The sequence below is a fragment of the Paenibacillus cellulositrophicus genome (assembly GCF_009363095.1).
GTDB classification, from domain to species: Bacteria; Bacillota; Bacilli; order Paenibacillales; family Paenibacillaceae; genus Paenibacillus_AQ; species Paenibacillus_AQ favisporus.
This window is the reverse complement of the sequence record NZ_CP045295.1, coordinates 5,413,093-5,436,848: the sequence shown is the minus strand read 5'-3', so window position 1 is coordinate 5,436,848 and position 23,756 is coordinate 5,413,093. Positions and strand designations below refer to the sequence as shown.

The following is a 23,756-nucleotide window of genomic DNA, read 5'->3' as shown; positions in this document are numbered from 1 at the left end:
ACAAGCCCCCATCGAAAAATGTTCTGAAGGCCCAATCCGGAAAGTAACCTCCCATGATAAATGACAAACTCCTTCTTATATATTTCCTTTCCCCTAACTATAGTCCCAATTTCAAGTTATGTAATATATTCTTACATAAAATAATATCACAGGACTGTTCCCACTCCATTTCACAACGTAAATCAAACTCCGATTATTTTGTGAATTGTATCAAATCACCAACAAAAAGGGTTATTATCTGCCATTTTCTTCGATAATAAACGCTTACACGCCAATCCTTTTCATTTGTCATATAACCTAACACCGTATATGATCATCTTAGATTTTATTACATAACCATTACATGCACATGAGGAGCTGATCGATTAATGGAGAAAAGAAAATTCGGCAAGTGGTCCCTGATTCATGCATCTGCGCTGACGGCACTGTCCCTCTTCGCCGCACCTGCAGGCAGCGTATTCGCCGACGCGGCAGCAGCCAATGGAATGACAGCAGCAGTTACCACCCCTGCAGCAGCAACCTCACCTGCAACCACAACGACAACCGGCACAACCACCCCGGTTCGCAACACGGCCATCCCGCCGGTGACCGATGCCGACAAGGCCTCCAAGCTGCCTAACGTGCTGGTGATCGCCACAGGCGGCACCATCGCCGGGCAGTCCGTCGACCAGACCAGCTTCCAAAATTACAAGGCGGGCAGCATTCCTATCGCGCAAATGGTGAGCGAGCTCCCGGACAAGCAAAAAATCGCCGACGTCGAAACGCTCCAATTCGGCAACTCGGGCTCTTCCGCCTATTCGATGGCCGATCTGTACGACCTGTCCAAAGCCGTGGACGAAGCGCTCAAATCCTACGACGGCGTCGTCGTCACTTCCGGCACCGACACGATGGAGGAAATCGCCTACTTCCTGGATCTGACCGTGCAAAGCGATAAGCCGGTCGTCATTACGGGATCCATGCGGCCGTGGACGGTCGTCGGCTCCGACGCCAAAGCGAACCTCTATAACGCCATCAAGCTGTCGGCAAGCGGCCGGACCGCCTCGTTCGGCACCGTCCTCATGCTGAATGACACGATCAACCTCGCCCGCGGGGTCACGAAAACGAACGATTACCGCGTCGACACTTTCGAGACGCCGATGCTCGGGGCCGTCGGATATATCGATGAAACGACGATCCGCATCTACCGGGCTCCGGAGCGGGCACTGCTTGGGCCGGGCAAAGGCAAGCCGGTCTTCGACCTCGCCAAAATCAAAAAGTCCGATCTGGCAAAAACCGAAATCGCCTATTCCTATCAAGACGCGGGCGGTGAAGCCATCGAAGGGTTTACCGCTGCCGGAGCCAAAGGCATCGTTACCGCAGGCACCGGAGCCGGAGGCATTTCATCCGCGATGAGCAAGGCGCGCAGCAAGGCGGTTGAGCAGGGTGTGGTCTTCGTCACTACGACCCGGACCGGTTCCGGCAGCGTCTACGGCGGCGGAAAGGGCATCATTTCCGGGGACAACTTGAGTCCGCAGCAGGCCCGCATCCTGCTGATGCTCTGCCTGTCCTTCAGCAGCGACTTTGAAACGGTCAAGTCGTGGTTCACGACCTATGGGGTCACGGAAATCGAATAAGCTGTCATTCAGGAAATCATTGCACTCATCATATTCGTTTCAATCAAAAAAAGCCCGATCCGCGCTGCATCCGGATCGGGCTTTCGTTTGCTGTTTTACTTGACCATGGCCACCGCCAGCCCGTCATAAGCAGGGAGAATGGTTCCGATCAAACGGTCGTCGGTCGCCATCGCTTCGTTGAAGCGGCGGATCGCATGCACCGAAGGCCCGTTTTTGTCGGGGTTGAGGGTCCGCCCCCGCAGAAAGGTGTTGTCGCCCGCAATCAGTGCGCCCGGATTGGCCAGTTCGATCGCGTACTCCAGGTAATTCGGATAGTTCTCCTTATCTGCATCGATAAAGAAGAAGTCAAACCTCCGCCCCTCCGCCTTCAGCTGTGCCAGGCTGTCCAGCGCCGGTCCGACCCGGTATTCCACCTGGCCGCCGAACCCGGCTTCAGTCACATTGGCCCGCGCAACGTCCGCGAATTCCTGCTTCAGCTCCAGCGACGTAAGCGTTCCTTCCGGCGCAAGCCCCCTGGCGAGACAAATGCCGCTGTAGCCGCCCAGCGCCCCGATCTCCAGGACACGGGCCGCTCCCGTCGCCTTGACCAGCAGCGTCAGCAGCCGTCCGTAGCCCGGCGCGATGGCGATTTCGGGCATGCCTTTCTTGGCAGTCACCTGCTTGACCCGATTCAGGACCTCGTCATTTTCGATAAAATGGTCTGCATATTGTTCTGGATTCACTTTCCTACTTCCCCTTTTTCCTACCGAACCCGGCAATTTTTACGTAACGAACACAAATGTTTGTGATTGACTTTACATTATCCTATAATGTGAGGATGAACAAAGATCCGCACCCGAACGCTGCTGCAGGATCTACCATCATTGTATGAATTTTTACGGTAGTCTACAAGAATAATGGAGTTGAACACGCACCATGCCAGAGCTGCAGTTGATTGCAACCGCCCCGATGGGCCTTGAAGCCATCGTCGCGCGCGAGTTGAAGGAATTAGGTTATAACGACGTTCAAGTCGAGAACGGAAGGGTCAATTTTACCGGAGATTACAAAGATATTTGCCGCTGCAACCTGTGGCTCCGGACGTCCGACCGCATCCTCGTCAAAATGGGGGAATTCCCTGCCAAGACGTTTGACGAATTGTTTGAAGGGACCAAGGAGCTGCCCTGGCAGGATTGGATTCCGGCGAACGGGGAGTTTCCCGTGGAAGGCCGCTCCCACCACTCCCAGCTCAGCAGCGTGCCCGCTTGTCAGGGCATCGTCAAGAAAGCGATCGTTGAGAAGCTGAAGCAGAGCTATCATACCGAATGGTTCCAGGAGAACGGTCCGCGTTATGTCATCGAAGTCAATCTGCTCAAGGACGTGGCGCTGCTGACGCTGGATACGACCGGGCCGGCCCTGCACAAACGGGGATACCGCAAGCTGGTTACCGAAGCCCCGCTGAAGGAGACAATGGCCGCCGCTTTGCTGCAGATAAGCCGCTGGAATCCGTCGCGGCCGCTGTATGATCCCTGCTGCGGCTCCGGCACGATCCTGATCGAAGCGGCCCTCCTCGGCTGGAACATTGCGCCGGGTCTGCGCCGTTCCTTCCCTTCGGAGCACTGGCCGGCCATTCCCGAGGAGCTGTGGAGCGAGGCGCGCGAGGAAGCGTTCGATGCGGTGCAGGACGATCAGCCGCTCCAGCTGACCGGCAGCGATATCGATCCGAAGGCGATCGAAGTCGCCAAAGCAGCCGCCAAGAGCGCAGGCCTCGCTGGCGAGATCGATTTTCAGGTGCTCCCTGCCTCCAAAGCCCATCCGCAAGGGGAATACGGCTGCCTGATTACCAATCCGCCGTACGGGGAGCGGCTCAGCGAGAAGACCGAAGTCGAGAAACTTGTCCGCACGCTGGGGAATACGGCCAATCAGCTGCCGACGTGGTCCTTCTTTGCCTTAAGCCCGACCAAACAGTTCGAGCATTACTTCGGCCGGAAGGCCGACAAGCGGCGGAAGCTGTTCAACGGCCGCATCGAATGCCAATATTATCAATTCCTGGGGCCTCTTCCGCCCCGCCGTTCGTAACAAACGCTGCCGCTTTGTCAGGAGCTGTCCACTTGGACAGCTCCTATATGGTTTTGGGGTATATCTTATCATGACCTATTTACAACGCTATAGCAGGAGGTTGTCCAATTTGAACTACTCATACAGCATGTCCAGTCACGCTTCAAATGGCGGCTTCGGGCGGTTCATCCGCTCCCGTTACTTCACATACAGCCTATTTTTGCTGTTCATGATATATAAGCTGCTTCTTTTCCATTTTAAACTTCATATCAGCAAAATCGATTTCAACCCGCTGGACTTTTTTATCGGCCTGGGATCCCTGATCCTCGTATCGTTCTGGACCTTATGGCTTCCCCGGCGCGGACAGCGGATCGCGCTTATCGTCGTTAACCTATTGCTAACGGCGCTGATGTACACGGACTTGGTGTACTACCGATATTTTCAGGATCTGGTCACCTTTACGGTGATGATGCAGGCAAGTCAGGTGGACTCCCTCGGGGACAGCATTATGACACTGCTTCATTGGAGCGATCTATGGTTTGCCGCGGATTGGCTGCTGCTGGCCGTCATCGCGATATGGAAGCCGTCAGGATGGCGAAGTCCGGCACGGGGGGCACTGAATTTTACGGTCGGCAAATCACCATCACGGAGGGCCGGATTCGCTCGCCGCTTCTCATCCGGGATCGCCGCCCTGGTGATCGGCTGCGTCGTAACGTTTGCGCCGCTCAAGTTCTACATCGATTACTACGCTGTCGGCCTTTTTACCGGAAATTGGTGGAACCTTTCGCTTTATAACGTAACCGGGCTGCTCGGTTTTCATGTATACGACGCATACCGCTTCGGTAAAGAGCATTTGGGTCCAAAGCCCGTGCTCGCTTCGGGCGAAGTCGACCATGTGCAGGAATGGTTTGATCATAAAGATACAACGCGTTCGGAGAACGACGCCATGTTCGGCAAGTACAAGGGCAGCAACGTCATGGTCATCCAGACCGAGGCGTTCATGAATTTCATGATCGGCAAGCAGATCGGCGGACAGGAAATCACGCCGAACTTCAATCGGCTCATGAAGGAAAGCATGTACTTCAGCCATTATTATCATCAAACCGGCCAGGGCAGAACCTCCGATGCGGATTTCTCGTCCCAGACTTCCCTGCATCCGGTTCCGTACGGCTCGGTATTCATCCGCTATGCTGACCATCAGTTCAACTCGCTCCCTGCGATCCTGAAGGAGCACGGCTACACGCCAAATGCGTTCCATGCTTATGACGGCAGCTTCTGGAACCGGAATGCGATGTACGAAACCTTGGGCTACGACCGGTTTTTCAGCAAAAAGGATTACGAAATCGACGAGCCTCTCGGCTGGTCGCTTGGGGACAAATCCTTTTTCAAGCAGTCCATGGATCAAATTGAGCAGCTTCCGCAGCCGTTCTACTCGTTTCTGATTACGCTCTCCTCCCACCATCCGTTCTCGCTGCCGGACGACGTGCAGGAGCTGAATGTCGGCGAGTTCGACGGAACCGTCTTCGGAGATTACCTGCAGGCGATCCACTATGTGGACGCAGCGCTCGGTCAGTTGGTGGAACGGCTGAAGCAGGACGGCCTTTGGGATCATACCATCCTGTATATCTACGGGGATCATGACAATTCGGTGAAGGACAAAGCCGTCTATGAGAAGTTTCTGGGCAAAAGCCTGACCGATTTGGACATGGAGCAGATCATGAACGAGGTGCCGCTCCTCGTGCATCTGCCGGACGGGGAAGGCGCAGGGGTGTATGACCAACCCGCCGGACAGCTGGACATGGCGCCATCGCTCCTGCACCTGCTGGGCATTTCCGCCAAGTCCCAGTACATGATGGGAAATGACCTGTTTGACGGCCAAGACCGGTTCGTGGTCCTGCGCAGCGGAGCTTATACAGACGGTAAACGGTTTTACATTCCCTCCCAAAGCGGCATGTTCGAGGATGGCAGCTGCTATAGTCTGGAGTCCGGCAAAACGGTTGATGTCAGCACTTGCCGTGCCGGCTACGACCGGGCGAAAAAGGAGCTGTACACCTCCGATGAAACCTTGCAGTATGACCTGATCCCTAAGCTCAATCAAAATGAAAAACCCGGAACTCCTTAAGGAGTCCGGGTTTTTGCTGCTTATATCGAAGAGAATGCTAGAACAGAAGCTTGTCCGGATCGCTGCCCACGCGGCGGTTCTGATTAAGGCTGTCGATCTTCTTGATTTCGTCGGACGACAGCTCGAAATCAAAGATGTCCGCATTCTCGCGTATCCGGGAAGGTGTAACCGACTTCGGAATCGTGACGATTTTGTTCTGGAGGTTCCAGCGCAGGATAACCTGGGCAGGTGTTTTGCCGTATTTCTGGGCGATGCCCGCCAGGGTAGAATCGTCGGTAAGCTTGCCCTGCATCAGCGGGCTCCACGCTTCGAGCTGGATTCCCTGTGCACCGCAGAAATCCTGCAGATCCTGCTGGATCAGCCGCGGGTGCAGCTCCACCTGATTCACGGCAGGAACCGTCCTGCTGTCCTGCATCAGATCCTTTAGATGGTGAACGTGGAAGTTGCTGACGCCGATGGCGCGGATTTGTCCTTCCTCATATAGGCGCTCCATCGCTTTCCACGTATCTTTGAATTTGTCTTTGCCAGGCCAATGAATCAGGTACAAATCGATGACCTCGAGGCCAAGCCGCTTCTGGCTGCCTTCGAAGGCCCGGAGTGTGGAATCATAACCCTGGTCATCGTTCCACACTTTGGTCGTGACGAAAAGCTCGCCTCTCGGAATGCCGCTCTCGGCAATCGCGCGGCCCACTTCTTCCTCGTTGCCATAAACTTTTGCGGTGTCGATGCTTCGGTAGCCGATTTCCAGTGCCAGCTTTACCGCCTTATACACATCGTCCCCTTGGGCTTTGAATGTGCCCAGTCCAAGCCATGGCAATGTAACTCCGTTATTCAGGATGGTGCAATCGGTAATGTGCTTCATACTCTCACAACCTTCCTTATGAAATAATGAGGAGACTAAAGAAGACAATCCTCATTATAGCATAATCAGGGACGGTCCCCAAAAAAGCCCTTTCAATATAGTCGGCACTCCCGCTGTATGGATTTGACCCGAATGCCGAATGATGACATGCAAAAAACCCGCAAAGCGCGGTGCGCTTCACGGGTTCAGACAGGAACCTACGAATTCGATTTCCCTTCTTCGGACGTCAGTGACGCCAAACGGCTCTTCTCCTCGGCCAGCATTTCTTCTGCCAATTCGACAGCTTGACGGTTCTCCGCCAGGCCAGCTTGACGTACGGCTTGTTCCGTATGAGCCAGACGGTTGTGCGCCTGCTCGATCATTTGCCCGGTCGGATGGGACAGAGCCGAGGAAACCGCGTTGTGGAGCTTCTCCACCGCGTTTTGAGCCTGGGATACCGAATTTTGTGATTGCAGACTGGAATCGTAACGTGTTGTCATAAACAGTTGCTCTCCCTTCACTACAAAGTTCCTACCCGTCCTTAGAATGGTATGGAAGGAGCGGAACTATGCAGCAATCCGGGAATCCACCATTTTCCAGCAAATCCCTGCACTCAGGTTCGAAATAGAGCGCCTTAGTGATCGCCGTGATTGCCTTGGGATGGATTGGTGATCACAAAGCCTTCCTGCGGAAAATACAAATAGTCGATTTTGACGCCGTCGAGAAGCGGCTCATTCTTGTCCAGAAGCACATCAATTTCCTTATCGGTGCTGACGATTTCATCCGAATCCTTGGGCTTGTCCATATCCAGGCCGTAGTGCGCATGGTCGCCATGAGCGTGGGTCACGAGCACACGAAGCTTCAGATCGCGGTTTTCTTCCTTCTCGAGTTCTTTTTTAAGCACCTTGGCCGCATTGCGGGTAATTTTGCATTTCATCGGCTACATCTCCTATAGGTAAGGTCAGTTTTACATACGGTATAGATTGAACTCAAGTTCCGAATTGAACCCCTGTTGTAACAGCTTATCCAAGCTCTTCAACATAAATTTCTTGAGTTCATTCTATTTGTAACTATTGATTGTACAGTATCGGATATAGGATGGCAAGAAGCCTCAGCGCACCGGACCCTTGGGCGGATGAATCGTACCGTTGTCCAGCAGACCAGGGTATTTTTTATCCATCCGGGAGACAAACCATCCCGTCATCAGCATCGTGACTCCTATATCGTCAATCGGGATAAACGGCATAACGTCGGGCAGCACCCAATACAGCACCACCGGAACGAGAAACAGCAGCTTGTCCATAATGGCCACTTGAGGTGACATCAGGTAGCGCCAAATCCGGGAGAACATGTGGGACCAGCGCCGCAGCGACAGCAGTCTTCTCCATTTCATGCCTTTCCCTCCTCTTCATGTATATGTGTAGTACGGATCCATCCGGACCCGGACGAGCTCTTGCGCGAAAAAAGGAAACGATCGCCGGTCTCTACTTAAACCTAACACAGCGTCCGCTCCCTTAATCATATCATACGTAATCTTGCAGAAAATGTTTCAATATTTTTTTCACAATGACATGAGTTCAGCAAGAATCAAACCGACGTCCAGGCTGATTTGATCGTAATCCTCAAGCGGAAGCGGGTTTTTGCCCAACCCGACCTCGACAGTAAAGCCGGGACGGCGGAAATGCTGGATAAACCAGTCTTTATAGCCGGCGTCGCTGCCTTCCAGCTTCACGGGACGATAGCCGCTGACCTGGCCCAGGCGCCGGGACCATTCCCGGCTCTCCTTAGGCTCATAGTTGCGGTAATTCCAGTAAATCTCCTGCCCCTGGCTGTGCAGAGATACGGCCGCATCGGGCGACGTTTCCAGCGTAAAGGCCGCCAGCGCCGCCGCTTCCGGCTCCGTCAGCGGAGCGGTACCCGGGTAATCCCGGGGGGACGGAGACCGTTTGCCCCGCCTTTGCACCTCTTCCTCCCAATGGGCCGGGAACTGATCACCCAGGTCCACGCCGTGAATATTGGCCTTCCAATGCCGGAAGTCGCGGCGGCAGCCGTTCCACTCCGTCAGCTGCCTGTAATACGGATGGCCGGGATGAATCCCTTCCTGAACCAGCTCCACGCCGTCCGGATTGACCATCGGTACGACCCAGAGCGTGCACTGCTGGTACCACTGCTCGGGATCATAGCCGTTCCAGCGCTGCCCGCATTGCAGACTGCAGACGTATTCCTCGATGAAACGCATGACGGACGGCGTCGTAATCCATTCGTTTGCATGGATGGAAGCGTTCACATGTATATGTTTGCCGCCTTCCCCGATTTTTACATACGGAAGCGGTTTTCCGAGCACGCTCTCTCCAATCGATCCGGTTTCGATCTTAGGATAGAACGCCGCCAACTGCCGGATATCATCCTTCATCTGACGGTAACCGTATTCTCCCAGAAGCTGGACGATACCCGTCCGTTCGGACGGAGGAAGCACCAGGACGCGCCCTTCGGGAAGAACATGCGGCGAGATGCCGGGATTCATCTCCATGATCGCCTCTTCCCGGGTTTGAAAGGCCGCAGCGATGCGGTCCAGCTTATCGCCGGCCTGAACCTCATACCTTCTACGTGGAGAAGAGGGAAGGTACAGAATCTGCCCAGGAATTAAATAGGGCTGGTCGGAAGCCCAAGGGTTGGCATTGATAATATGACTCGCCGATAACCCCTTGCTTGCGGCGATGCGTCTCAGGGTGTCGCCTTTCTTCACGGTATACTGCTGCATGGCATCGTTCCTTTCCGCGGGACTAGACCGCAGTCATCATCACCATTCGTAACATTGTATGCCCCAGTGAGCTTGGCCCATGAATCGATGATAAGGGCATGTACGTAAAATGTTCCTACGATCACTCTTGTTTTCGGATTTTTTGATTTTATTGAACCTACAATAAGGTAGAAATCCGAAAGCCAAAGCATATGCTTCCGATGTTAGCTTTCCTTTGGAAAGCTCTTACGACCGCTTCGCTTCTTCGGAATCATTTTACTCCCATGCTGGCATCGTATTCTTTAGTTCAACTAAAATAATTATCAAACCTCAAGGAAGCCAGACTTCATTTAAACGGAGTTGTCACACGATAGGAATGCCGCGACTTCCTGATATCCAAAAAATCCGTAAGTCACCCTGAAGGCGGCTTACGGATTTGAGACCATCCAAAATCCTTATTCATCAAATTTGGAGACCTGCCATACGACCGGCGTCCGCCGGATTTGCTCCCCCAGCCACAGCTTTGCGATCCGTTTAAACATTTCGGGGTCGCCGCTGCAAAAAAACTGATGGACCGGGCTCTCCTCCCGGCTGGCGAGCTGCCCTTGATTATACAGAATGGTGCTGATTTCACGGGCCGTCTCGTTCGCCGAGCTGATCAGCTTGACGCTGCTGCCAATCACTTCCTGGATTGTATCCTTCAAAAAGGGATAATGCGTGCATCCCAAAATCAGACAATCGATGTCGGATTGGCGGATTCCCGCGAGCGACCTTTCCACGATCGCCGTCGTTTCTTCCGAGCGGAACAAGCCCTGCTCCACGAGCGGAACCAGATCCGGACAAGCCTGGCTGACCACCTTGACATAAGGCGACAGCTGCTGCAGCGCGGTGGTATAGGCGCCGCTGCGAATCGTGCCGACGGTCCCGATGACACCTACCTGACCGGTTTTGGTCGCGCTGATGGCGGCTCTGGCTCCGGGATGAATCACCCCGATGACCGGAATCGGCACTTTCCCGGAAATATAGTCCAGTGCCGCAGCTGTCGCCGTATTGCAGGCGATCACGATCGTCTTGGGACTGAATTGGATCAGAAAATCGACGATCTGCTCCGTAAATTTTCTCACTTCATCGGACGAACGGGGTCCGTAAGGGGTGCGGGCGGTGTCTCCAAAATATATGATTTTTTCCCGTGGGAGCTGTCTCATGACCTCTTTGGCCACGGTGAGCCCGCCCACACCCGAGTCTAAAATTGCGATTGCCTGCTGCACGAACACACCGCTTCCTTCTCGTTTTCTTCTCTCTGTAGCTACCATATGAAAACCGTCAACAAAACGTACCTCATATCTTAACCCATTTCGTTTTTTCGGACAACCGCGGCATCGCACCCGAAAATATGGAAAAACAGGCCCTGCTCCCGGGTGACACCAGGAGTGGGCCTGCGTTTTACGTTTCCGAATCCATACCTGCTTCCAAATTAGTCCCGCTTCGCTTCGGCGTCGGTCAAATCGAAATCTTCGAACTCATCAGGCTCGCCAGCGGTTTCTTCCGAGAAAGAGGAGATCTGGGCCAGTTCACCGGCTTCTTCCCCGTCAGCCTTGGACTTGCGCCAGGACTGGATATCGGCGATGACGTTGCCTGCGGTATCTTTCACCTTGCCGGCCCATTCCTGGGTTTTGCCGCCAACCGTGCGTGCGCCCTCCGCAATATCCTGACGCAGTTCTTTCCCGGATTTCGGCGCAAGCAGCAGCGCGGTTACCGACCCTACAATACTTCCGACCAATGCGCCCCACAGCAGGCTTTTATTCTTTTCCTTCATATCTCATCTCTCCTTTTCACTTGATGGCACCGTTCCCGGCGGGTAAGCCTCCTGCTTCCAGGAGTGCCATACCGACAGCCCCACATCCAGCCACCGGAACGCTTCCGCGAGCCGAAGCTCGTTGTCGCGGTGGGCTTTCTCCAGGCGCTCCATGGCGGAATCGGTGACGAGCTTCGAAATCGAATCCACCCGCTCCAGCGTGCCGGTTAAAGTTTCGCCAGCCAGCCGCAGCGATGAACTGAACGGTTCGATGTCTTCCACCCGCTCATGCAGAAGCGACAGTGTTGAAGATGCCTGAGTCAGCAGCTCCCTGGATTCTGCAGCCAGCTGTGTCATGTCGGCTCCCGCCTTCCCCAGAACGGATTCCGCCCGCAGCAGTACTCTCCTCAGCGTATGTAGAAGGATCATTGCCACAACAGCGAACATGATAAATCCGCAAGCGATGAGTATATAGCCCCATTCCGCCATGATGTTTCACTCCCTTCGCCCAGCCGGGCTAATGCCTAGTTGATGGTGTATTATAAGCAGGGCGGGGTTGTCTTGACACAAAATGGGCGCTATTTTTTAAAAAAATCTGCCGAAACACAAAAAGACCCGTCCATTCCCATGGACGGGCCAATAACAACCTATGCCGCTGCGGCGGAAAACCGGATTACGCACCCAGCTCCTGCTTCAAATAATCACGCACCTGCACGGAAAACTGTTCGAGAATGTCCGGCAAAACCGGCGTCAGCTTGTGCAGGCTTCTCCGGTCCCATGCGTAATATTCCTGCACCAACGGTTTGCGGAGACTGACGAGCTCCGCCAGCACGGCAAACACTTCATCGTCAAACACGCGCTCCTCATGCGTAATTTCTACGATATCCTCGTAGCTGCTTGCGTCGCGCATAATAAATCCATCAATTAAGTAGCTGCCGACATCGGTTACAACCTCGATGGCCAAATGCAGCGCCCGTTCCTGAACGAAACCGGACACGATCCCGCCATCCCAATTCCCGGCAACCTGCTTCAATGCTTCCACGATGTCCGGAATCGCTTCCAGACGCCGCTGAATTTGTTCCTGGTTCACGTAATACACGGCCTTACCTCCATGATGTTGGAAATTTACTTGTCCCGTTTTCCGCGGCGCTTCAGCCAGAATAACATGACAAACAAGGCCGCAATAAATACGATGAGCAGGAATAAGGTCTCCATTGGATATTCTAAATCGCTCATGTCCCATTCTTCCTATTCTTTAGAATTCGTAGTCCACACTCACGGATACGTCTTTCACTTCGTTGATGTGGCGGATCACGATCTGGTGCTCAGGATGAACCTGGTAAGCCTGCAAATCTTCCAGCGATGCAAGCTCCGTCACCAGCGCGATATCAAAAGAACGTTCCGAATGGATGACGTCGAGTCCAACCTCAATCGACACGAGCTGCGGAATCTTCCCCTCCATATTGCGGAGGACCGCGGCGGTGCGTTCAATACTTTCCGGTGATCTGTCCTTTAATTTAAAGAAGACGATATGCTTAATCATGGTATCATGCTCCTTGTCCCATTCGAAAAGTGTACTGAGAAAAATATACCATATCCTCCCCCTCAGGGAAAGGAAACATGAAGAACCGTCACAGATCGGGACCGTCACCTTTGTCTTTATTTCGCAAAACGGCGATGAGCTGGCGGATTTTATCCGGCAGGGGCAGGCCAAGCCGTCCGTAATTTTCGGTAATCGATATGAGTTCGTTGGACATGTAAAAATAGATCGCCCCCGTCTTGATGACGTCGCTCCCGCTGCCGATCAGCACGTCCATCTGGTGCGCAAGGACGATAACGAGCAGCATCAGCGCTTTCCGGGTAAGACCCCAGAATCCAACCTGGCTGTCCAAGCCGGATCCTTCCTTGATGGAGGCCAGAACCCCTGTTGCATAGTCGATGAGTATGGTGATCAGAAACACCGTAAGCAGCTGATCCCATCCTCCCAATACAACGGTAAGAATTCCGCCGGCGACCGCACTGATGCCGTTAACAGCCAGATAATTCATCTCACAGCCCCTCCTTTCCTACCATCTCTTATATGAGTATGAAAGGAGAGAGGAATCTGCGCAGCCGGATATCTTCCATCACGGGCCTATTTCATAGATTTGCAGGGCGATTGGTCTTACCGTTTGTCGTTCCAGAAGTTGACCGGCGGCGTGCTGTTGGTCAGCGGCTTGAACGTGTAACCTTCGGCTTTCAGCGCTTTGATCAGCTTGTCCAGAATCGACGTGGTCGCCGTCTGGTCATGGAAGAGCACGATCGGGGTAACCCCTCTCTTCTTCATCGCCTTCACATCTCTCAGCACGTTGTTATAAATCGTCTGCGGATTGCTCTTGTAGCGCCAGTCGTCCGAATCGATGTTCCAATCCCACAGATGGTAGCCGTACGAAGCCGTCAAATCCCGGTAGCTCTGAGTAAAATACGGCTTGCTTCCATAAGGCGGGCGGATCATTTTGGTGTAAACGCCGGCGGCGGAGTGCAGCTTGTCGTTATCCGTGTTCATCTCACCAAGCGCGGACGAAGGCGATGCGTAGAACGTATTTTTCTGGTGGCTCATGCCGTGCAGGCCGGCCCCATGCCCTTCCTTCACGATCCTGCGGACCGCGGATGGATGGGAAGCGATGTTATTTCCCAGCATAAAGAAGGTCGCCTTCACCTGATTGCGGTCCAGCACGTCGAGCAGACGGGTCGTACCTGCATTCGGACCGTCGTCGAACGTAATGTAGATCACTTTGCTGCCCTGCTGCGCCGTCGTACCGTTCCCCGTGGAAGGCTTCTGGACAGCCGTCTTCTTATGTTCCTTGATATACGTGCTGTATTTCAGCGCCAGCTGATGGTCCGTCAAGGAGGCGGAACTGTTCACCGCACGGTACAGCGACTGGGCAGCGTTGTAGGAAATTTGGTAGCCGAACTTGTCGGTCAGCTTCCGCAGGGAGACGAGCGTTCTTCCGTTTCTCAGAATGGCGTCCTTCCCGGGAACCGTCAGGACAAGTGCCTGCTTTCCGCGCGAAATGGTCAGCTTGCCTGCGGCGTACTTCGCCGACGCATTCATTTGGGAAACCGTAGAGGCGACGGGTACAAACAATGTACCGTTATGTATAAGCGGCTGGGGCTGGTCGTAAGTGATCAGTTTGTCATTAACAGCGACAAAGACAGAAGCCTTGACAGAGGACGCCGTGCTGCCTGCGGCCGTAGCCAGCCCTCCTTCTGCCGAAAGGACGGTGCCAAAAATAAGCAGGAATGATAAAAGCCATTTCGAGTAGTGCAACTTCTTTTTCAACATAATCTACCAACCTTTTTCTCTCGGATTTGGCTAAGATGTCGTAGATACGCGAATCTAGTAATCTAGCACCCTTGCATTGTACCCTTCCCGGCTGGCGAGTTCAATTTCAATTCGGTAACAGTTTGATGACTGAATTGGAAGCATTTTGGGGTTGAAGTGAAAAAATAGTTCCTATTATTCACTTGACAACGGGATACCGTAAATTCCCGGGTCATTCGGCTGAAAACCGGGACCTTGCAGAAACAGGCGATAGCACTATTGAAAACGTAGCCGAAACTATTGTAGAATTTTAAGAAAAATCATCGGAGGAAATATGCCTAAACAACAAGAACCGCATTCCATTCAGGCGTGGTCTCTGATCAATCGCAAATACTTAGGAAAAGGAATCCGCGTCAAACGCTTTCGCAAGCCATCCCGCTGCCAAATCCGCAACCGCGTGCTGCTGGCTGTCCTGATGGCCAACGATATCAAGCTGTCGCAGCTGGCTGAAGACATTTCGGTTTCTTCCCGGAGCGTGAGCGCCTGGGTATATGAAGGACGGATCCCGGGAAAAAAGAATTTGGACAAGGTATGCCAATACCTGGGCTATCCGCATCACATTCTGTTTAATCATACCGTCACATCTACAAGCCCGATCATCTGTCAGCCATCCTCTTCGCGCTTCATGCGCCGGACGCTGACCCGGTCGCCTGTCAGCAACAAAATACTAACGGGGCTGTGCATGGTTCACGACCTGTCCGTCAGCGACGTCAGCGAATGGATGGACATCCATCCGGGAACGTTCCGGAAATGGCTGCACCAAGGGACGCTGCCGTCAGCCAGCTTCCAGGACCGGGCGGAACAATTTTTCCGCATTCCGAAATTCATTTTGTTTGCCGACTGCATATTGCAGGACGAGGAATCATGACACTTTTGGCTTATTCACCGCATTGATCATACAAGGTACGCCCTGCTGTTACGGAGACATTCCGGACGGCAGGGCTTTTTTCATGCTTCGGGAGACCCGGGCCTCGGTTATATCGCAAAAAAAGTATCCGCTAAATGTGCCACACTCTTCGAATGTAATCGATAGACGTTTTTCTTCTGCCTTCCAGCCGCTTTTTTCGCCTCAAGCAAGCCAAAGCGCCGAACCGTTCATTCTCTCAAACCTTTTTCTATATACTTACGAAAAATAACTGAAAACCTGTTGACATGTGTTCCAAGTGAGGTATAATAAGGTCAAAGAAAGTCAAAGTCAGAGCAATAGATCAAACTTGTATTGCTTGAACAACCTCTTTAGGAGTTTGACTTTCGGTGCAGCCGTCTTTGTCCTGACGGAAGTTCTGACTTTTATCCCTTTATTCCGGCGGCCTGCTCCCGTAAGGCGCGGGCAGCCGTTTTCCTGATTAGGACATCCAGATGAAGTATCCAAAGATTGATTATTCCATTAACTAATGAAAGGGGCATGCCTTCATGCGCTGTCAACATTGTAATCATAACCAGGCAACCGTAGGTCTGAGCCTCACTGTCAACCATAAATCCGAGAAATTGTTTCTTTGCGAAGATTGCTATGCCAAAGTAAACGGCGGCGTGCCGTTTGCGGCCGGCTTTGGTCCTTCCGGCAGCTATTCTTCTCCGCTGGAAGATTTGTTCCGCGGCTTCATGCAATCCGGCCAGCCGGTATCCGGCGCGGAGCAGCAGCCTCCGAGAGCAGCCGCTCAAGAGGGCGGACGGCGCGGCGGCGGTCTGCTGGATCAGCTCGGACGCAATCTGAACGACGCGGCGCGCGGCGGCAAGATCGACAACGTCATCGGCCGCGACGAGGAGATCGACCGCGTCATCGAAATTTTGAACCGCCGGAACAAAAACAATCCGGTGCTGATCGGCGAACCGGGCGTCGGCAAGACGGCCATCGCCGAAGGGCTGGCGCTGCGCATTACGGAGGGCAGCGTACCGGCGAAGCTCCGGAGCAAGGAAGTCTATTCACTCGACGTCGCCTCCCTCGTAGCGGGAACCGGCATTCGCGGACAATTCGAAGAAAAGGTCAAGCAGCTGATCGCCGAGCTGGAGCAGCGTAAAAATGTCCTGCTGTTCATCGACGAGATCCATCTGCTGGTCGGCGCGGGCTCTGCGGAGGGCTCCATGGACGCCGGCAATATCCTGAAGCCGGTGCTGGCACGGGGCGAGCTGCAGGTTATCGGCGCCACGACGCTTAAGGAATACCGTCAGATCGAGAAAGACGCTGCGCTGGAGCGCCGCTTCCAGCCGGTGACCGTCGACGAGCCGACCGCCGAGGAAACGATCGAAATTTTGAAAGGGCTGCGTCCGAAATACGAGCAGTTCCACGGCGTACGCTATCCGGACGAAACGCTTGAGGCGTGCGTACGTCTGTCCAGCCGCTATATCCAGGACCGCTTCCTGCCCGATAAAGCGATCGACCTGCTCGACGAATCGGGCGCCAAGCTGAATCTGCGGGCTCCGGTCGGCAGTGCGGACGAGACCCGTGCCCGTCTGGAACAGATCACAATCGAGAAAGACGCGGCCGCCTGCGATGAAAACTACGAGCTCGCCGCCAAGCTGCGTGACGAGGAAGCCGACCTGCAGCAGCGTCTGAACGGCAATGCCGCTGTCGGCGAGGTCCTCGAAGTAACCGTCGAGGACATCCAGAACATCATCGAGCGTAAAACCGGCATCCCGGTCGGCAAGCTGCAGGCGGATGAGCGCGGCAAGATGAAAAATCTGGCCGCCCGCCTCGCAAGCCGCGTCATCGGCCAGGGCGAAGCCGTCGACAAAGTCGCCAAAGCCGTTCGCCGCGGACGCGCCGGACTGCGCAGCGACTCCAAGCCGATTGCGTCCTTCCTGTTCGTCGGTCCAACCGGTGTCGGCAAGACCGAATTGTCCAAGGCGCTGGCCGAAGAACTGTTCGGCAGCACCGATTCGATGATTCGCCTCGACATGAGCGAATACATGGAGCGGCACTCCGTCTCCAAGCTGATCGGTTCGCCACCAGGGTACGTCGGCCATGAAGAAGCCGGCCAGTTGACGGAACGCGTACGCCGCAACCCGTACAGCATTATCCTGCTCGACGAGATCGAGAAGGCGCATCCGGACGTGCAGCATATGTTCCTGCAGGTGCTGGACGACGGCCGTCTGACCGACAGCCAAGGGCGTACGGTAAGCTTCAAGGATACGGTGATCATTATGACTTCTAACGCCGGCACGGCCGCCGATAAGAAAATCATGGTTGGTTTCACCGCCAAATCCGAGCAGACCCGCTCGATTCTTGATTCGCTCGGCAGCTATTTCCGGCCTGAATTCCTGAACCGCTTCGACGGCATCGTACCGTTTGCTTCGCTGAAGGAAGAAGACCTCGTAACGATCGTCGACAATATGCTCAGCGAAGTATCGGCTACCCTGTCGGAGCGCGGCATCTCCCTCGACGTGACCGGCGAAGCGAAACGCAAGCTGGCCGAACTGGGCTACGATCCGGCCTTTGGTGCCCGTCCGCTCCGCCGCGTTATTTCGCAGCATGTGGAAGACGGCATCACCGATTTGCTGCTGGACGACGAAGACGTTAAGGAGATTCGTGTCGAGCTGGAAGCAGACCAGGTTCGCGTCGTTCGCGCTTAACGTCCGCCGAATAGCCAACTTATCAGCCTTAATTTAGAAAGCTGTCCCTTAACCGCCACGCGGTATGGGACAGCTTTTTTATGTGTACAGACAATCAGGCGTCGCACAACACGGCCAGCTCTCCCTTCTCCCTTCGCTGTTCCAGATGCCCGCTATAAAGCACCAGCCCCTCTTCTCCCCCCTCACCCTCTGAGCACTCCGCGACGCACAGCCATGCCTTTCGACCGTGAAACATAAGGAAATGTTCAATAAAAAAAGCCCTTCACCCCATCACGGCCGTATTCCGCACATAAACAGAGGATGCCGGGCATACTAAGCCGACAACCGCATTCCACGATAAATAGGACGCAAGAAATATATTTTCCGTTTCATAAATTTAACGTTGACGTTAACGTTAGTCAGGATTACAATGGGTAATGTTACCCGGGAATCTTTGAGGGAGGAAGGAAATGGATGAATATAAAATCGACGATGTCGCCCGAGAGTGCGGCTTGACGAAGCGAACGATCCGTTACTACGAAGAGATCGGCGTTTTTCCGACCCCTGAACGGAGCGAAGGAGGCACCCGCCTCTATACCCGCGAGGACATCGAGTACTTGAAGAAGATCGTCAATGCCAAAGAAATTCTCGGATTCAGCCTGCAGGAGCTGGTTTCGTACTTATCCGTATCGGACGCTTACAAGCTGCACCACCAGACCTACCATGACATGACCAGCCGGGCTCATCGGAGGCCGCAATTGACCCATATGAGCGAGATGCTGGAAGAACAGCTTCAGATGCTGCGCACCAAAGTGGATAAAATGCGCCTTATGCAGCAGGAGCTGGAACAGACGCAGACGCGGCTGGATGATTTCATCCGCAAATTCGACGAGGAAACCGATTCCCAGGGAAGCTGAAGCCGCTGCACGTGTCTATGCAAGTACGTCGACAGACGTTTTTTTGTTGTGGAGATTCATGAAAACTTGAAAATACATGATTCATCAAAATGGAGGTAATGTTACTTATGAAAACCAATGCTTCGCAGCCCCTTGAGCTGGAACAGCGCCAAGGAGGGCTGTTGTCCCAGCCGAAGGCGGTATGGGCGATCGCTTTTGCCTGTATCATCTCCTTTATGGGCCTCGGCCTGGTTGACCCGATTCTGCCGGCCATCGCCGAGCAGCTGCACGCATCCAAGAGCCAGGTTTCGCTCCTGTTCACGAGCTACAACCTGGTAACCGGCGTAGCGATGCTGATTACCGGCGTCATTTCCAGCCGGATCGGCATCAAGAAGACGCTGCTGACCGGGATGCTGCTCATCGTCATCTTCGCGGCGCTGGGCGGCCTGTCGAACTCCATCGGCGGCATCGTCGGTTTCCGCGGCGGCTGGGGACTCGGCAACGCCCTCTTCATCGCCACTGCGCTCTCCGCGATCGTCGGGCTGTCCACGTCCGGGACGGCCAGAGCGATCATTTTGTACGAAGCCGCGCTCGGTCTCGGGATTTCCGTCGGACCGCTGCTGGGCGGCGAGCTGGGCTCCATCTCCTGGCGCGGACCGTTCTTCGGCGTGGCCGTGCTGATGGCCATCGGATTTATTTTCGTTACGTTTATGCTTCCGAACGTGCCCAAGCCGAAAAAAGCCAGCACGCTGGCCGACCCGTTCAAGGCGCTGTCCTATCCGGCGCTGCTGATCCTTGGAATTACAGCATTCCTGTATAACTTCGGCTTCTTCACCCTGATGGCGTACTCGCCGTACGTCATGGACCTGGATGAGCACGGCCTGGGTTATGTCTTCTTCGGGTGGGGCATTCTGCTTGCCTTCACGTCGGTATTCGTCGCTCCGAAGCTGCAGAAGCGCTTCAGCGTCGTGTCGTCCATTGCAGCGGTGCTTACGCTGTTTACGATCGTGCTGCTCATTATGGGCATCGGCACGTATAATCACTCGCCACAAACCGTTATTGTCTGCGTCATCGTGGCCGGGATCTTCCTGGGCATCAACAACACGCTGATCACCACGGCCGTCATGCAGGCCGCTCCGGTGGAGCGTTCCGTCGCTTCCGCGGCATACAGCTTCGTCCGCTTCCTCGGCGGTGCCGTTTCTCCATGGCTCGCCGGCAAGCTGTCCGAGTGGTACCATGCGGAGACGCCGTTCTACTTTGGTGCCGTCATGGTCTTCCTCGGCGTCGTCGCCCTGCTCGTATCCCGCCGCAAGCTTGCCCATGTTGACCGGGCAGAAGGCCATTAAGGAGGTTTACCTATGTACTCACGTATTCTCGTACCCGTCGACGGATCCAAGCATGCCCGGCATGCGCTGGATTCCGCCGTATCGCTTGTGCAGAGCCTGAATACCGCTCCCGAGCTCGTGGTCCTGCACGTCAACCCGACCGTTTCTATTAATGAACCGCCGGTAGGCGTAGATCTGGAGGAGCACATCCGCCAGGAAGGCGAAAAAATCCTCGCCCCGGCCACCGAAGAAGCAAGCCGCACGGGAGTCGCGTTCCGCACGGTCAGTAAAACCGGCGATCCAGCCAAGGTCATCTGCCAGACGGCCAAGGAAGAGTCGGCCGACCTGATCGTGATGGGCAGCCGGGGCATGGGCCTTGTGTCGGAAATGCTGATCGGCAGCGTCAGCCACAGCGTCGTCCAGCATGCGCACTGTCCGGTGATGATCGTCCGCTAACCCTCCCAACAAAGTGGAGTTTTTGCTCCAACATGGATTCAAATCCTTTGCGGGGAGCCCTCTTTATTGTATAAGTTGAACTATTGAAATCGATGATAGGGGCAAGTACGTAAAAAGTTCCTACGATCGCTCTTGTTTTCGGATTTCTTGATTGATCCTACTTAAAGCAGAAATCCGAAAGCCAAATGCGACCGCTTCGCTTCTTCGGAATCGTTTTACTCCCTTGCTTTTCATCCTATTCTTTAATATAACTTATATAATTAAATAAGCCGTCCCCCATTCTTGATGGGGAGACGGCTTTTTGCTGTGCAAACAAAAGGCGGCTCATCCAAACCGTCCGGAGATATACTCCTGGGTCATGGCATTGGCCGGGTTGGTGAAAATAACTTCGGTATCGTTATGCTCCATCAGCGTGCCAAGGTAGAAATACGCCGTATAATCGGAAATCCGTGCGGCCTGCTGCATGTTGTGCGTCACGATGACGATGCTCAGCTCTTTCTTGAGCTCGACGATCAGTTCCTCGACCTTGGAGGTCGAAACCGGATCGAGGGCCGACGCCGGCTCATCGAGGAGCAGAATCCCCGGGTTAACCGACAAGGCGCGCGCAATGCACAAGCGCTGCTGCTGGCCGCCCGAGAGCGACAAGGCGGACTGCTTCAGGCGGTCCTTCACTTCGTCCCACAGCGCCGCTTTGCGCAGGCTGGACTCGACGATCTGGTCGAGCTCTTTTTTATTTTTCACGCCATGGTACTTCGGTCCAAAAGCGATATTTTCGTAAATGGATTTATAAAATGGATTCGGCTTCTGCCATACCATTCCGATTTTTTGCCGCAGCTGAATGACGTCGGTGGAAGGATCGTTGATGTCCTCCCCGCCGATCCAGATCTTCCCCTTAATCACGGCCTGGGAAATCTCGTCGTTCATTCGGTTCAGGGACCGCAGAAACGTCGATTTCCCGCAGCCCGACGGGCCGATGAGCGCGGTAACGCTCTTGTCCGGGAAGGTCAGGCTGATGTTCTTCACGGCTTCGTACGCCCCGTAAAACACGCTCAGGTTTTCAGTACGGAATGTAGTCGATGATTGTTGCATGCTCATTTCTCCTATCCCATTCGTTTGGATGCCGTCATGATCTTGTAGAGCAGGTTGCCGAACCAGCGGGCAAACAGGTTGAAGACAAGCACGAGGATCACGAGCACCGCCGAAGCGCCGGCGGCAATTTCCGCGGCATCGGGCGCAATGCCCTCACTGTTGATTTTCCAGATATGCACAGCCAGCGTTTCCGCCGGTCGGAACGGATTGATCGGCGACGTCGGGCTCAGCGGGTTCCAGTTGGTAAAATCAAGACGCGGCGTGGACATCCCTGCGGTAAACAGGAGCGCCGCCGCTTCCCCGAATACACGTCCTGCCGCCAGAACCGTGCCGGTCACGATGCTCGGCAGGGCGACGGGAAACAGCACGGACGTGATGATTTTCCATTTCGATAATCCGAGCGCAAGTCCCGCTTCCTTCTGCTCCTTCGGTACGCTGCGGAACGCCTGCTCCGTGATGCGGACCATGAGCGGCAGATTAAAGATCGTCAGCACCAGCGCGCCTGAGAAGAGCGAAAAACCAAAACCGAACGTGTTGACGATCAAGAGCAGACCGAACAAGCCGACGACGATGGACGGAAACGAGGACAGCACCTCGACGACGAGGCGGATCGCTCCGGTGATTTTACCCGGCTTGGCGTACTCGGCCATATAGATGCCGGCACCCAGGCCTAGCGGAATTGTAATAATAAGCGTCAGTACCAGCAGGAACAAGGAGTTAAACAGCTGCGGACCGATGCCGCCGCCCTCCCGGATCGTTTGGGGCACTGAAGTCAGGAAGTGCCAGCTGATGTGGCTGAGGCCCCGGTAAAGAATAAATCCGAGCAGTCCGAGCAGAACCGCCACGATGAATAAGGAAAACACCACAATAATGGCTGTTGCAATTTTGTCAGCGGCTTTAGCTTTCAAATCCGATTTCTCCTTTCGAGCAGGCGAACGATAACGACGAAGATAAAGGTCATGAACATGAGTGCGAGCGCCATGCTCCACAGCGCGTTACTGTGCGCGGTGCCCATGACGGTGTTGCCCATATCCAGCGTAATGACGCTGGTCAGCGTTGAGGCGGATTCGAACAGCGACCGCGGAATATGCGGCGCATTCCCGATGACCATCTGTACCGCCAGCGCTTCCCCGAAGGCGCGGGCCATGCCGAGGACCACCCCGGTCAGAATAGAAGGAAGCACGGTTGGCAGAATAACTCTGTAGATGGTTTGCCAGCGCGTTGCGCCGAGTGCGTACGAAGACTCCTTGAGGCCCCGCGGCAGCGAGGACAAGGCGTCGGTACCGATACTTGTAATCGTCGGCAGGATCATGACCGACAGCACGATCGAGCCCGCGGCGATCCCGATCCCCTGACCGGGAAACATGTCGCGCAAGGCCGGAACGATGACCGTCAGGCCGACAAATCCGTATACGACGGACGGAATTCCGGCAAGCAGCTCAATGACCGGCTGCAGCAGCTTTTTGCCCCAGCCCGGTACGATTTCCGTCATGAACAGCGATGCGCAAATGCTGAGCGGGCTGGCGATGACCGCCGCCAGAATCGACGTCGCGAATGAGCCGAAAATAAACGGCATGACGCCGAACTGCGGCTCGCCATGGTTGCCGTCCGGATCCCATTTGGAGCCGAACAGAAACTCGCTGAAGCTGACGCCGTCTTTGAAGAAAGTCGCCAGTCCTTTGGAGGCGACAAAATAAACGATGGACAAAATAATGACGATCAGCAGAATCGCGCAAATCGTCGTATAGCTGCGTCCCGCAAAATCTTCCATATGATGTTTTTTAAACCGTCCGGGACGGGGGTTGTCAGCGATGCCTACAGGCCTTTCATCTATAGCTTTCATCGTTGTCCTTCTTTCTAAAGTGAAAATAGAGGCAGAAGTTGGTCTCTCCGCCTCTTGTCGTACATATTCAGTGTTTCATGAGAGCTCAA

Annotated in this window: 24 protein-coding genes; 8 read left to right on the top strand and 16 right to left on the bottom strand. The window is 54.4% G+C overall.

The genetic code is table 11. The annotated features are described in order from the left end of the window. Window positions 1-368: 368 nt before the first annotated feature. A complete protein-coding gene (locus GCU45_RS24875; RefSeq protein WP_152401294.1) occupies window positions 369-1,613 on the top strand; it encodes an asparaginase in 1,245 nt (414 codons plus the stop codon). 95 nt (window positions 1,614-1,708) lie between these two features. Here the strand turns inward: GCU45_RS24875 and GCU45_RS24870 are convergent, their stop codons facing one another. Beyond that, the gene (locus tag GCU45_RS24870; protein ID WP_152401292.1) at window positions 1,709-2,335 is read right to left on the bottom strand and encodes an O-methyltransferase; all 627 of its coding nucleotides are present in this window, start codon (window positions 2,333-2,335) and stop codon (window positions 1,709-1,711) included. A gap of 193 nt (window positions 2,336-2,528) precedes the next feature. On the opposite strand from GCU45_RS24870, the gene GCU45_RS24865 reads away from it, so the two are divergent. Together GCU45_RS24865 and GCU45_RS24860 are read left to right on the top strand one after the other, a co-directional pair. Then, the gene (locus GCU45_RS24865) at window positions 2,529-3,668 is read left to right on the top strand and encodes a THUMP domain-containing class I SAM-dependent RNA methyltransferase (protein WP_152401290.1); all 1,140 of its coding nucleotides are present in this window, start codon (window positions 2,529-2,531) and stop codon (window positions 3,666-3,668) included. 127 nt (window positions 3,669-3,795) lie between these two features. Beyond that, window positions 3,796-5,769, top strand: a complete 1,974-nt coding sequence (locus GCU45_RS24860; protein ID WP_152403306.1) for an LTA synthase family protein — start codon at window positions 3,796-3,798, stop codon at window positions 5,767-5,769. Window positions 5,770-5,806: 37 nt separating this feature from the next. Here GCU45_RS24860 and GCU45_RS24855 read toward each other — a convergent pair whose 3' ends face one another. The 12 genes from GCU45_RS24855 to GCU45_RS24800 all read right to left on the bottom strand — a co-directional run bounded on the left by GCU45_RS24855 (window position 5,807) and on the right by GCU45_RS24800 (window position 14,470). Beyond that, window positions 5,807-6,631, bottom strand: a complete 825-nt coding sequence (locus tag GCU45_RS24855) for an aldo/keto reductase (RefSeq protein WP_152401288.1) — start codon at window positions 6,629-6,631, stop codon at window positions 5,807-5,809. 197 nt (window positions 6,632-6,828) lie between these two features. Then, window positions 6,829-7,110, bottom strand: coding sequence for a hypothetical protein (locus GCU45_RS24850; RefSeq protein ID WP_076170265.1), 282 nt, complete (start codon window positions 7,108-7,110; stop codon window positions 6,829-6,831). A 134-nt stretch (window positions 7,111-7,244) separates the two neighbouring features. Beyond that, the gene (locus GCU45_RS24845; RefSeq protein ID WP_076170266.1) at window positions 7,245-7,547 is read right to left on the bottom strand and encodes an iron-sulfur cluster assembly accessory protein; all 303 of its coding nucleotides are present in this window, start codon (window positions 7,545-7,547) and stop codon (window positions 7,245-7,247) included. 174 nt (window positions 7,548-7,721) lie between these two features. After that, entirely contained in the window at window positions 7,722-8,003 is a 282-nt protein-coding gene (locus GCU45_RS24840) for a hypothetical protein (RefSeq protein WP_152401286.1), read from the bottom strand. Window positions 8,004-8,171: 168 nt separating this feature from the next. Beyond that, the gene (locus GCU45_RS24835; RefSeq protein WP_152401284.1) at window positions 8,172-9,371 is read right to left on the bottom strand and encodes a M14 family metallopeptidase; all 1,200 of its coding nucleotides are present in this window, start codon (window positions 9,369-9,371) and stop codon (window positions 8,172-8,174) included. Window positions 9,372-9,805: 434 nt separating this feature from the next. After that, complete coding sequence (racE, locus tag GCU45_RS24830) at window positions 9,806-10,618, bottom strand: glutamate racemase (RefSeq protein WP_076170743.1); 813 nt, start codon at window positions 10,616-10,618, stop codon at window positions 9,806-9,808. 206 nt (window positions 10,619-10,824) lie between these two features. Beyond that, on the bottom strand, window positions 10,825-11,166 hold the full coding sequence (locus GCU45_RS24825) for a YtxH domain-containing protein (protein ID WP_145135734.1): 342 nt from the start codon (window positions 11,164-11,166) through the stop codon (window positions 10,825-10,827). A gap of 3 nt (window positions 11,167-11,169) precedes the next feature. After that, on the bottom strand, window positions 11,170-11,634 hold the full coding sequence (locus GCU45_RS24820; RefSeq protein WP_076170270.1) for a hypothetical protein: 465 nt from the start codon (window positions 11,632-11,634) through the stop codon (window positions 11,170-11,172). 184 nt (window positions 11,635-11,818) lie between these two features. Then, a complete protein-coding gene (locus GCU45_RS24815) occupies window positions 11,819-12,244 on the bottom strand; it encodes a DUF86 domain-containing protein (protein WP_076170271.1) in 426 nt (141 codons plus the stop codon). Window positions 12,245-12,400: 156 nt separating this feature from the next. Next, complete coding sequence (locus tag GCU45_RS24810; RefSeq protein ID WP_076170272.1) at window positions 12,401-12,688, bottom strand: Dabb family protein; 288 nt, start codon at window positions 12,686-12,688, stop codon at window positions 12,401-12,403. Between the two features lie 88 nt (window positions 12,689-12,776). After that, complete coding sequence (locus GCU45_RS24805; protein WP_152401282.1) at window positions 12,777-13,193, bottom strand: phage holin family protein; 417 nt, start codon at window positions 13,191-13,193, stop codon at window positions 12,777-12,779. Window positions 13,194-13,309: 116 nt separating this feature from the next. Further along, the gene (locus tag GCU45_RS24800; RefSeq protein ID WP_152401280.1) at window positions 13,310-14,470 is read right to left on the bottom strand and encodes a polysaccharide deacetylase family protein; all 1,161 of its coding nucleotides are present in this window, start codon (window positions 14,468-14,470) and stop codon (window positions 13,310-13,312) included. A gap of 313 nt (window positions 14,471-14,783) precedes the next feature. On the opposite strand from GCU45_RS24800, the gene GCU45_RS24795 reads away from it, so the two are divergent. The 5 genes from GCU45_RS24795 to GCU45_RS24775 all read left to right on the top strand — a co-directional run bounded on the left by GCU45_RS24795 (window position 14,784) and on the right by GCU45_RS24775 (window position 20,735). Further along, window positions 14,784-15,377 carry a helix-turn-helix domain-containing protein gene (locus GCU45_RS24795; protein ID WP_076170275.1) on the top strand — a complete coding sequence of 198 codons (594 nt, stop codon included), beginning with the start codon at window positions 14,784-14,786 and terminating at the stop codon, window positions 15,375-15,377. A gap of 545 nt (window positions 15,378-15,922) precedes the next feature. After that, on the top strand, window positions 15,923-18,079 hold the full coding sequence (locus GCU45_RS24790; RefSeq protein ID WP_152401278.1) for an ATP-dependent Clp protease ATP-binding subunit: 2,157 nt from the start codon (window positions 15,923-15,925) through the stop codon (window positions 18,077-18,079). Window positions 18,080-18,528: 449 nt separating this feature from the next. Beyond that, the gene (locus GCU45_RS24785; RefSeq protein WP_152401276.1) at window positions 18,529-18,975 is read left to right on the top strand and encodes a MerR family transcriptional regulator; all 447 of its coding nucleotides are present in this window, start codon (window positions 18,529-18,531) and stop codon (window positions 18,973-18,975) included. A gap of 107 nt (window positions 18,976-19,082) precedes the next feature. Continuing rightward, window positions 19,083-20,300: an MFS transporter gene (locus GCU45_RS24780; protein WP_152401274.1), complete on the top strand. Its 1,218-nt coding sequence runs from the start codon at window positions 19,083-19,085 to the stop codon at window positions 20,298-20,300. A gap of 12 nt (window positions 20,301-20,312) precedes the next feature. Next, a complete protein-coding gene (locus GCU45_RS24775) occupies window positions 20,313-20,735 on the top strand; it encodes a universal stress protein (RefSeq protein ID WP_152401272.1) in 423 nt (140 codons plus the stop codon). A 324-nt stretch (window positions 20,736-21,059) separates the two neighbouring features. Here the strand turns inward: GCU45_RS24775 and pstB are convergent, their stop codons facing one another. From pstB to pstC, 3 genes are read right to left on the bottom strand one after another with little or no spacing between them, the layout of a single operon-like run. After that, window positions 21,060-21,830, bottom strand: coding sequence for a phosphate ABC transporter ATP-binding protein PstB (gene pstB / locus GCU45_RS24770; protein ID WP_208837069.1), 771 nt, complete (start codon window positions 21,828-21,830; stop codon window positions 21,060-21,062). 5 nt (window positions 21,831-21,835) lie between these two features. Beyond that, a complete protein-coding gene (gene pstA / locus GCU45_RS24765) occupies window positions 21,836-22,732 on the bottom strand; it encodes a phosphate ABC transporter permease PstA (protein ID WP_145135746.1) in 897 nt (298 codons plus the stop codon). Beyond that, the gene (pstC, locus tag GCU45_RS24760; RefSeq protein WP_260869391.1) at window positions 22,729-23,595 is read right to left on the bottom strand and encodes a phosphate ABC transporter permease subunit PstC; all 867 of its coding nucleotides are present in this window, start codon (window positions 23,593-23,595) and stop codon (window positions 22,729-22,731) included. Before pstC ends, pstA begins: the two co-directional genes overlap by 4 nt. Window positions 23,596-23,756: the final 161 nt, after the last annotated feature.

What these genes read in the sequence shown, in the direction of transcription:
- GCU45_RS24840 (WP_152401286.1), bottom strand. Translation starts at nt 8,003, where the DNA reads ATGAAATGGAGAAGACTGCTGTCGCTGCGGCGCTGGTCCCACATGTTC.
- GCU45_RS24785 (WP_152401276.1), top strand. Translation starts at nt 18,529, where the DNA reads ATGGATGAATATAAAATCGACGATGTCGCCCGAGAGTGCGGCTTGACG.
- pstC (WP_260869391.1), bottom strand. Translation starts at nt 23,595, where the DNA reads ATGGAAGATTTTGCGGGACGCAGCTATACGACGATTTGCGCGATTCTG.
- GCU45_RS24855 (WP_152401288.1), bottom strand. Translation starts at nt 6,631, where the DNA reads ATGAAGCACATTACCGATTGCACCATCCTGAATAACGGAGTTACATTG.
- GCU45_RS24775 (WP_152401272.1), top strand. Translation starts at nt 20,313, where the DNA reads ATGTACTCACGTATTCTCGTACCCGTCGACGGATCCAAGCATGCCCGG.
- GCU45_RS24850 (WP_076170265.1), bottom strand. Translation starts at nt 7,110, where the DNA reads ATGACAACACGTTACGATTCCAGTCTGCAATCACAAAATTCGGTATCC.
- pstB (WP_208837069.1), bottom strand. Translation starts at nt 21,830, where the DNA reads ATGAGCATGCAACAATCATCGACTACATTCCGTACTGAAAACCTGAGC.
- GCU45_RS24845 (WP_076170266.1), bottom strand. Translation starts at nt 7,547, where the DNA reads ATGAAATGCAAAATTACCCGCAATGCGGCCAAGGTGCTTAAAAAAGAA.
- GCU45_RS24800 (WP_152401280.1), bottom strand. Translation starts at nt 14,470, where the DNA reads ATGTTGAAAAAGAAGTTGCACTACTCGAAATGGCTTTTATCATTCCTG.
- GCU45_RS24875 (WP_152401294.1), top strand. Translation starts at nt 369, where the DNA reads ATGGAGAAAAGAAAATTCGGCAAGTGGTCCCTGATTCATGCATCTGCG.
- GCU45_RS24825 (WP_145135734.1), bottom strand. Translation starts at nt 11,166, where the DNA reads ATGAAGGAAAAGAATAAAAGCCTGCTGTGGGGCGCATTGGTCGGAAGT.
- GCU45_RS24835 (WP_152401284.1), bottom strand. Translation starts at nt 9,371, where the DNA reads ATGCAGCAGTATACCGTGAAGAAAGGCGACACCCTGAGACGCATCGCC.
- GCU45_RS24795 (WP_076170275.1), top strand. Translation starts at nt 14,784, where the DNA reads ATGCCTAAACAACAAGAACCGCATTCCATTCAGGCGTGGTCTCTGATC.
- GCU45_RS24780 (WP_152401274.1), top strand. Translation starts at nt 19,083, where the DNA reads ATGAAAACCAATGCTTCGCAGCCCCTTGAGCTGGAACAGCGCCAAGGA.
- GCU45_RS24865 (WP_152401290.1), top strand. Translation starts at nt 2,529, where the DNA reads ATGCCAGAGCTGCAGTTGATTGCAACCGCCCCGATGGGCCTTGAAGCC.
- GCU45_RS24805 (WP_152401282.1), bottom strand. Translation starts at nt 13,193, where the DNA reads ATGAATTATCTGGCTGTTAACGGCATCAGTGCGGTCGCCGGCGGAATT.
- GCU45_RS24810 (WP_076170272.1), bottom strand. Translation starts at nt 12,688, where the DNA reads ATGATTAAGCATATCGTCTTCTTTAAATTAAAGGACAGATCACCGGAA.
- GCU45_RS24820 (WP_076170270.1), bottom strand. Translation starts at nt 11,634, where the DNA reads ATGGCGGAATGGGGCTATATACTCATCGCTTGCGGATTTATCATGTTC.
- GCU45_RS24860 (WP_152403306.1), top strand. Translation starts at nt 3,796, where the DNA reads ATGTCCAGTCACGCTTCAAATGGCGGCTTCGGGCGGTTCATCCGCTCC.
- GCU45_RS24790 (WP_152401278.1), top strand. Translation starts at nt 15,923, where the DNA reads ATGCGCTGTCAACATTGTAATCATAACCAGGCAACCGTAGGTCTGAGC.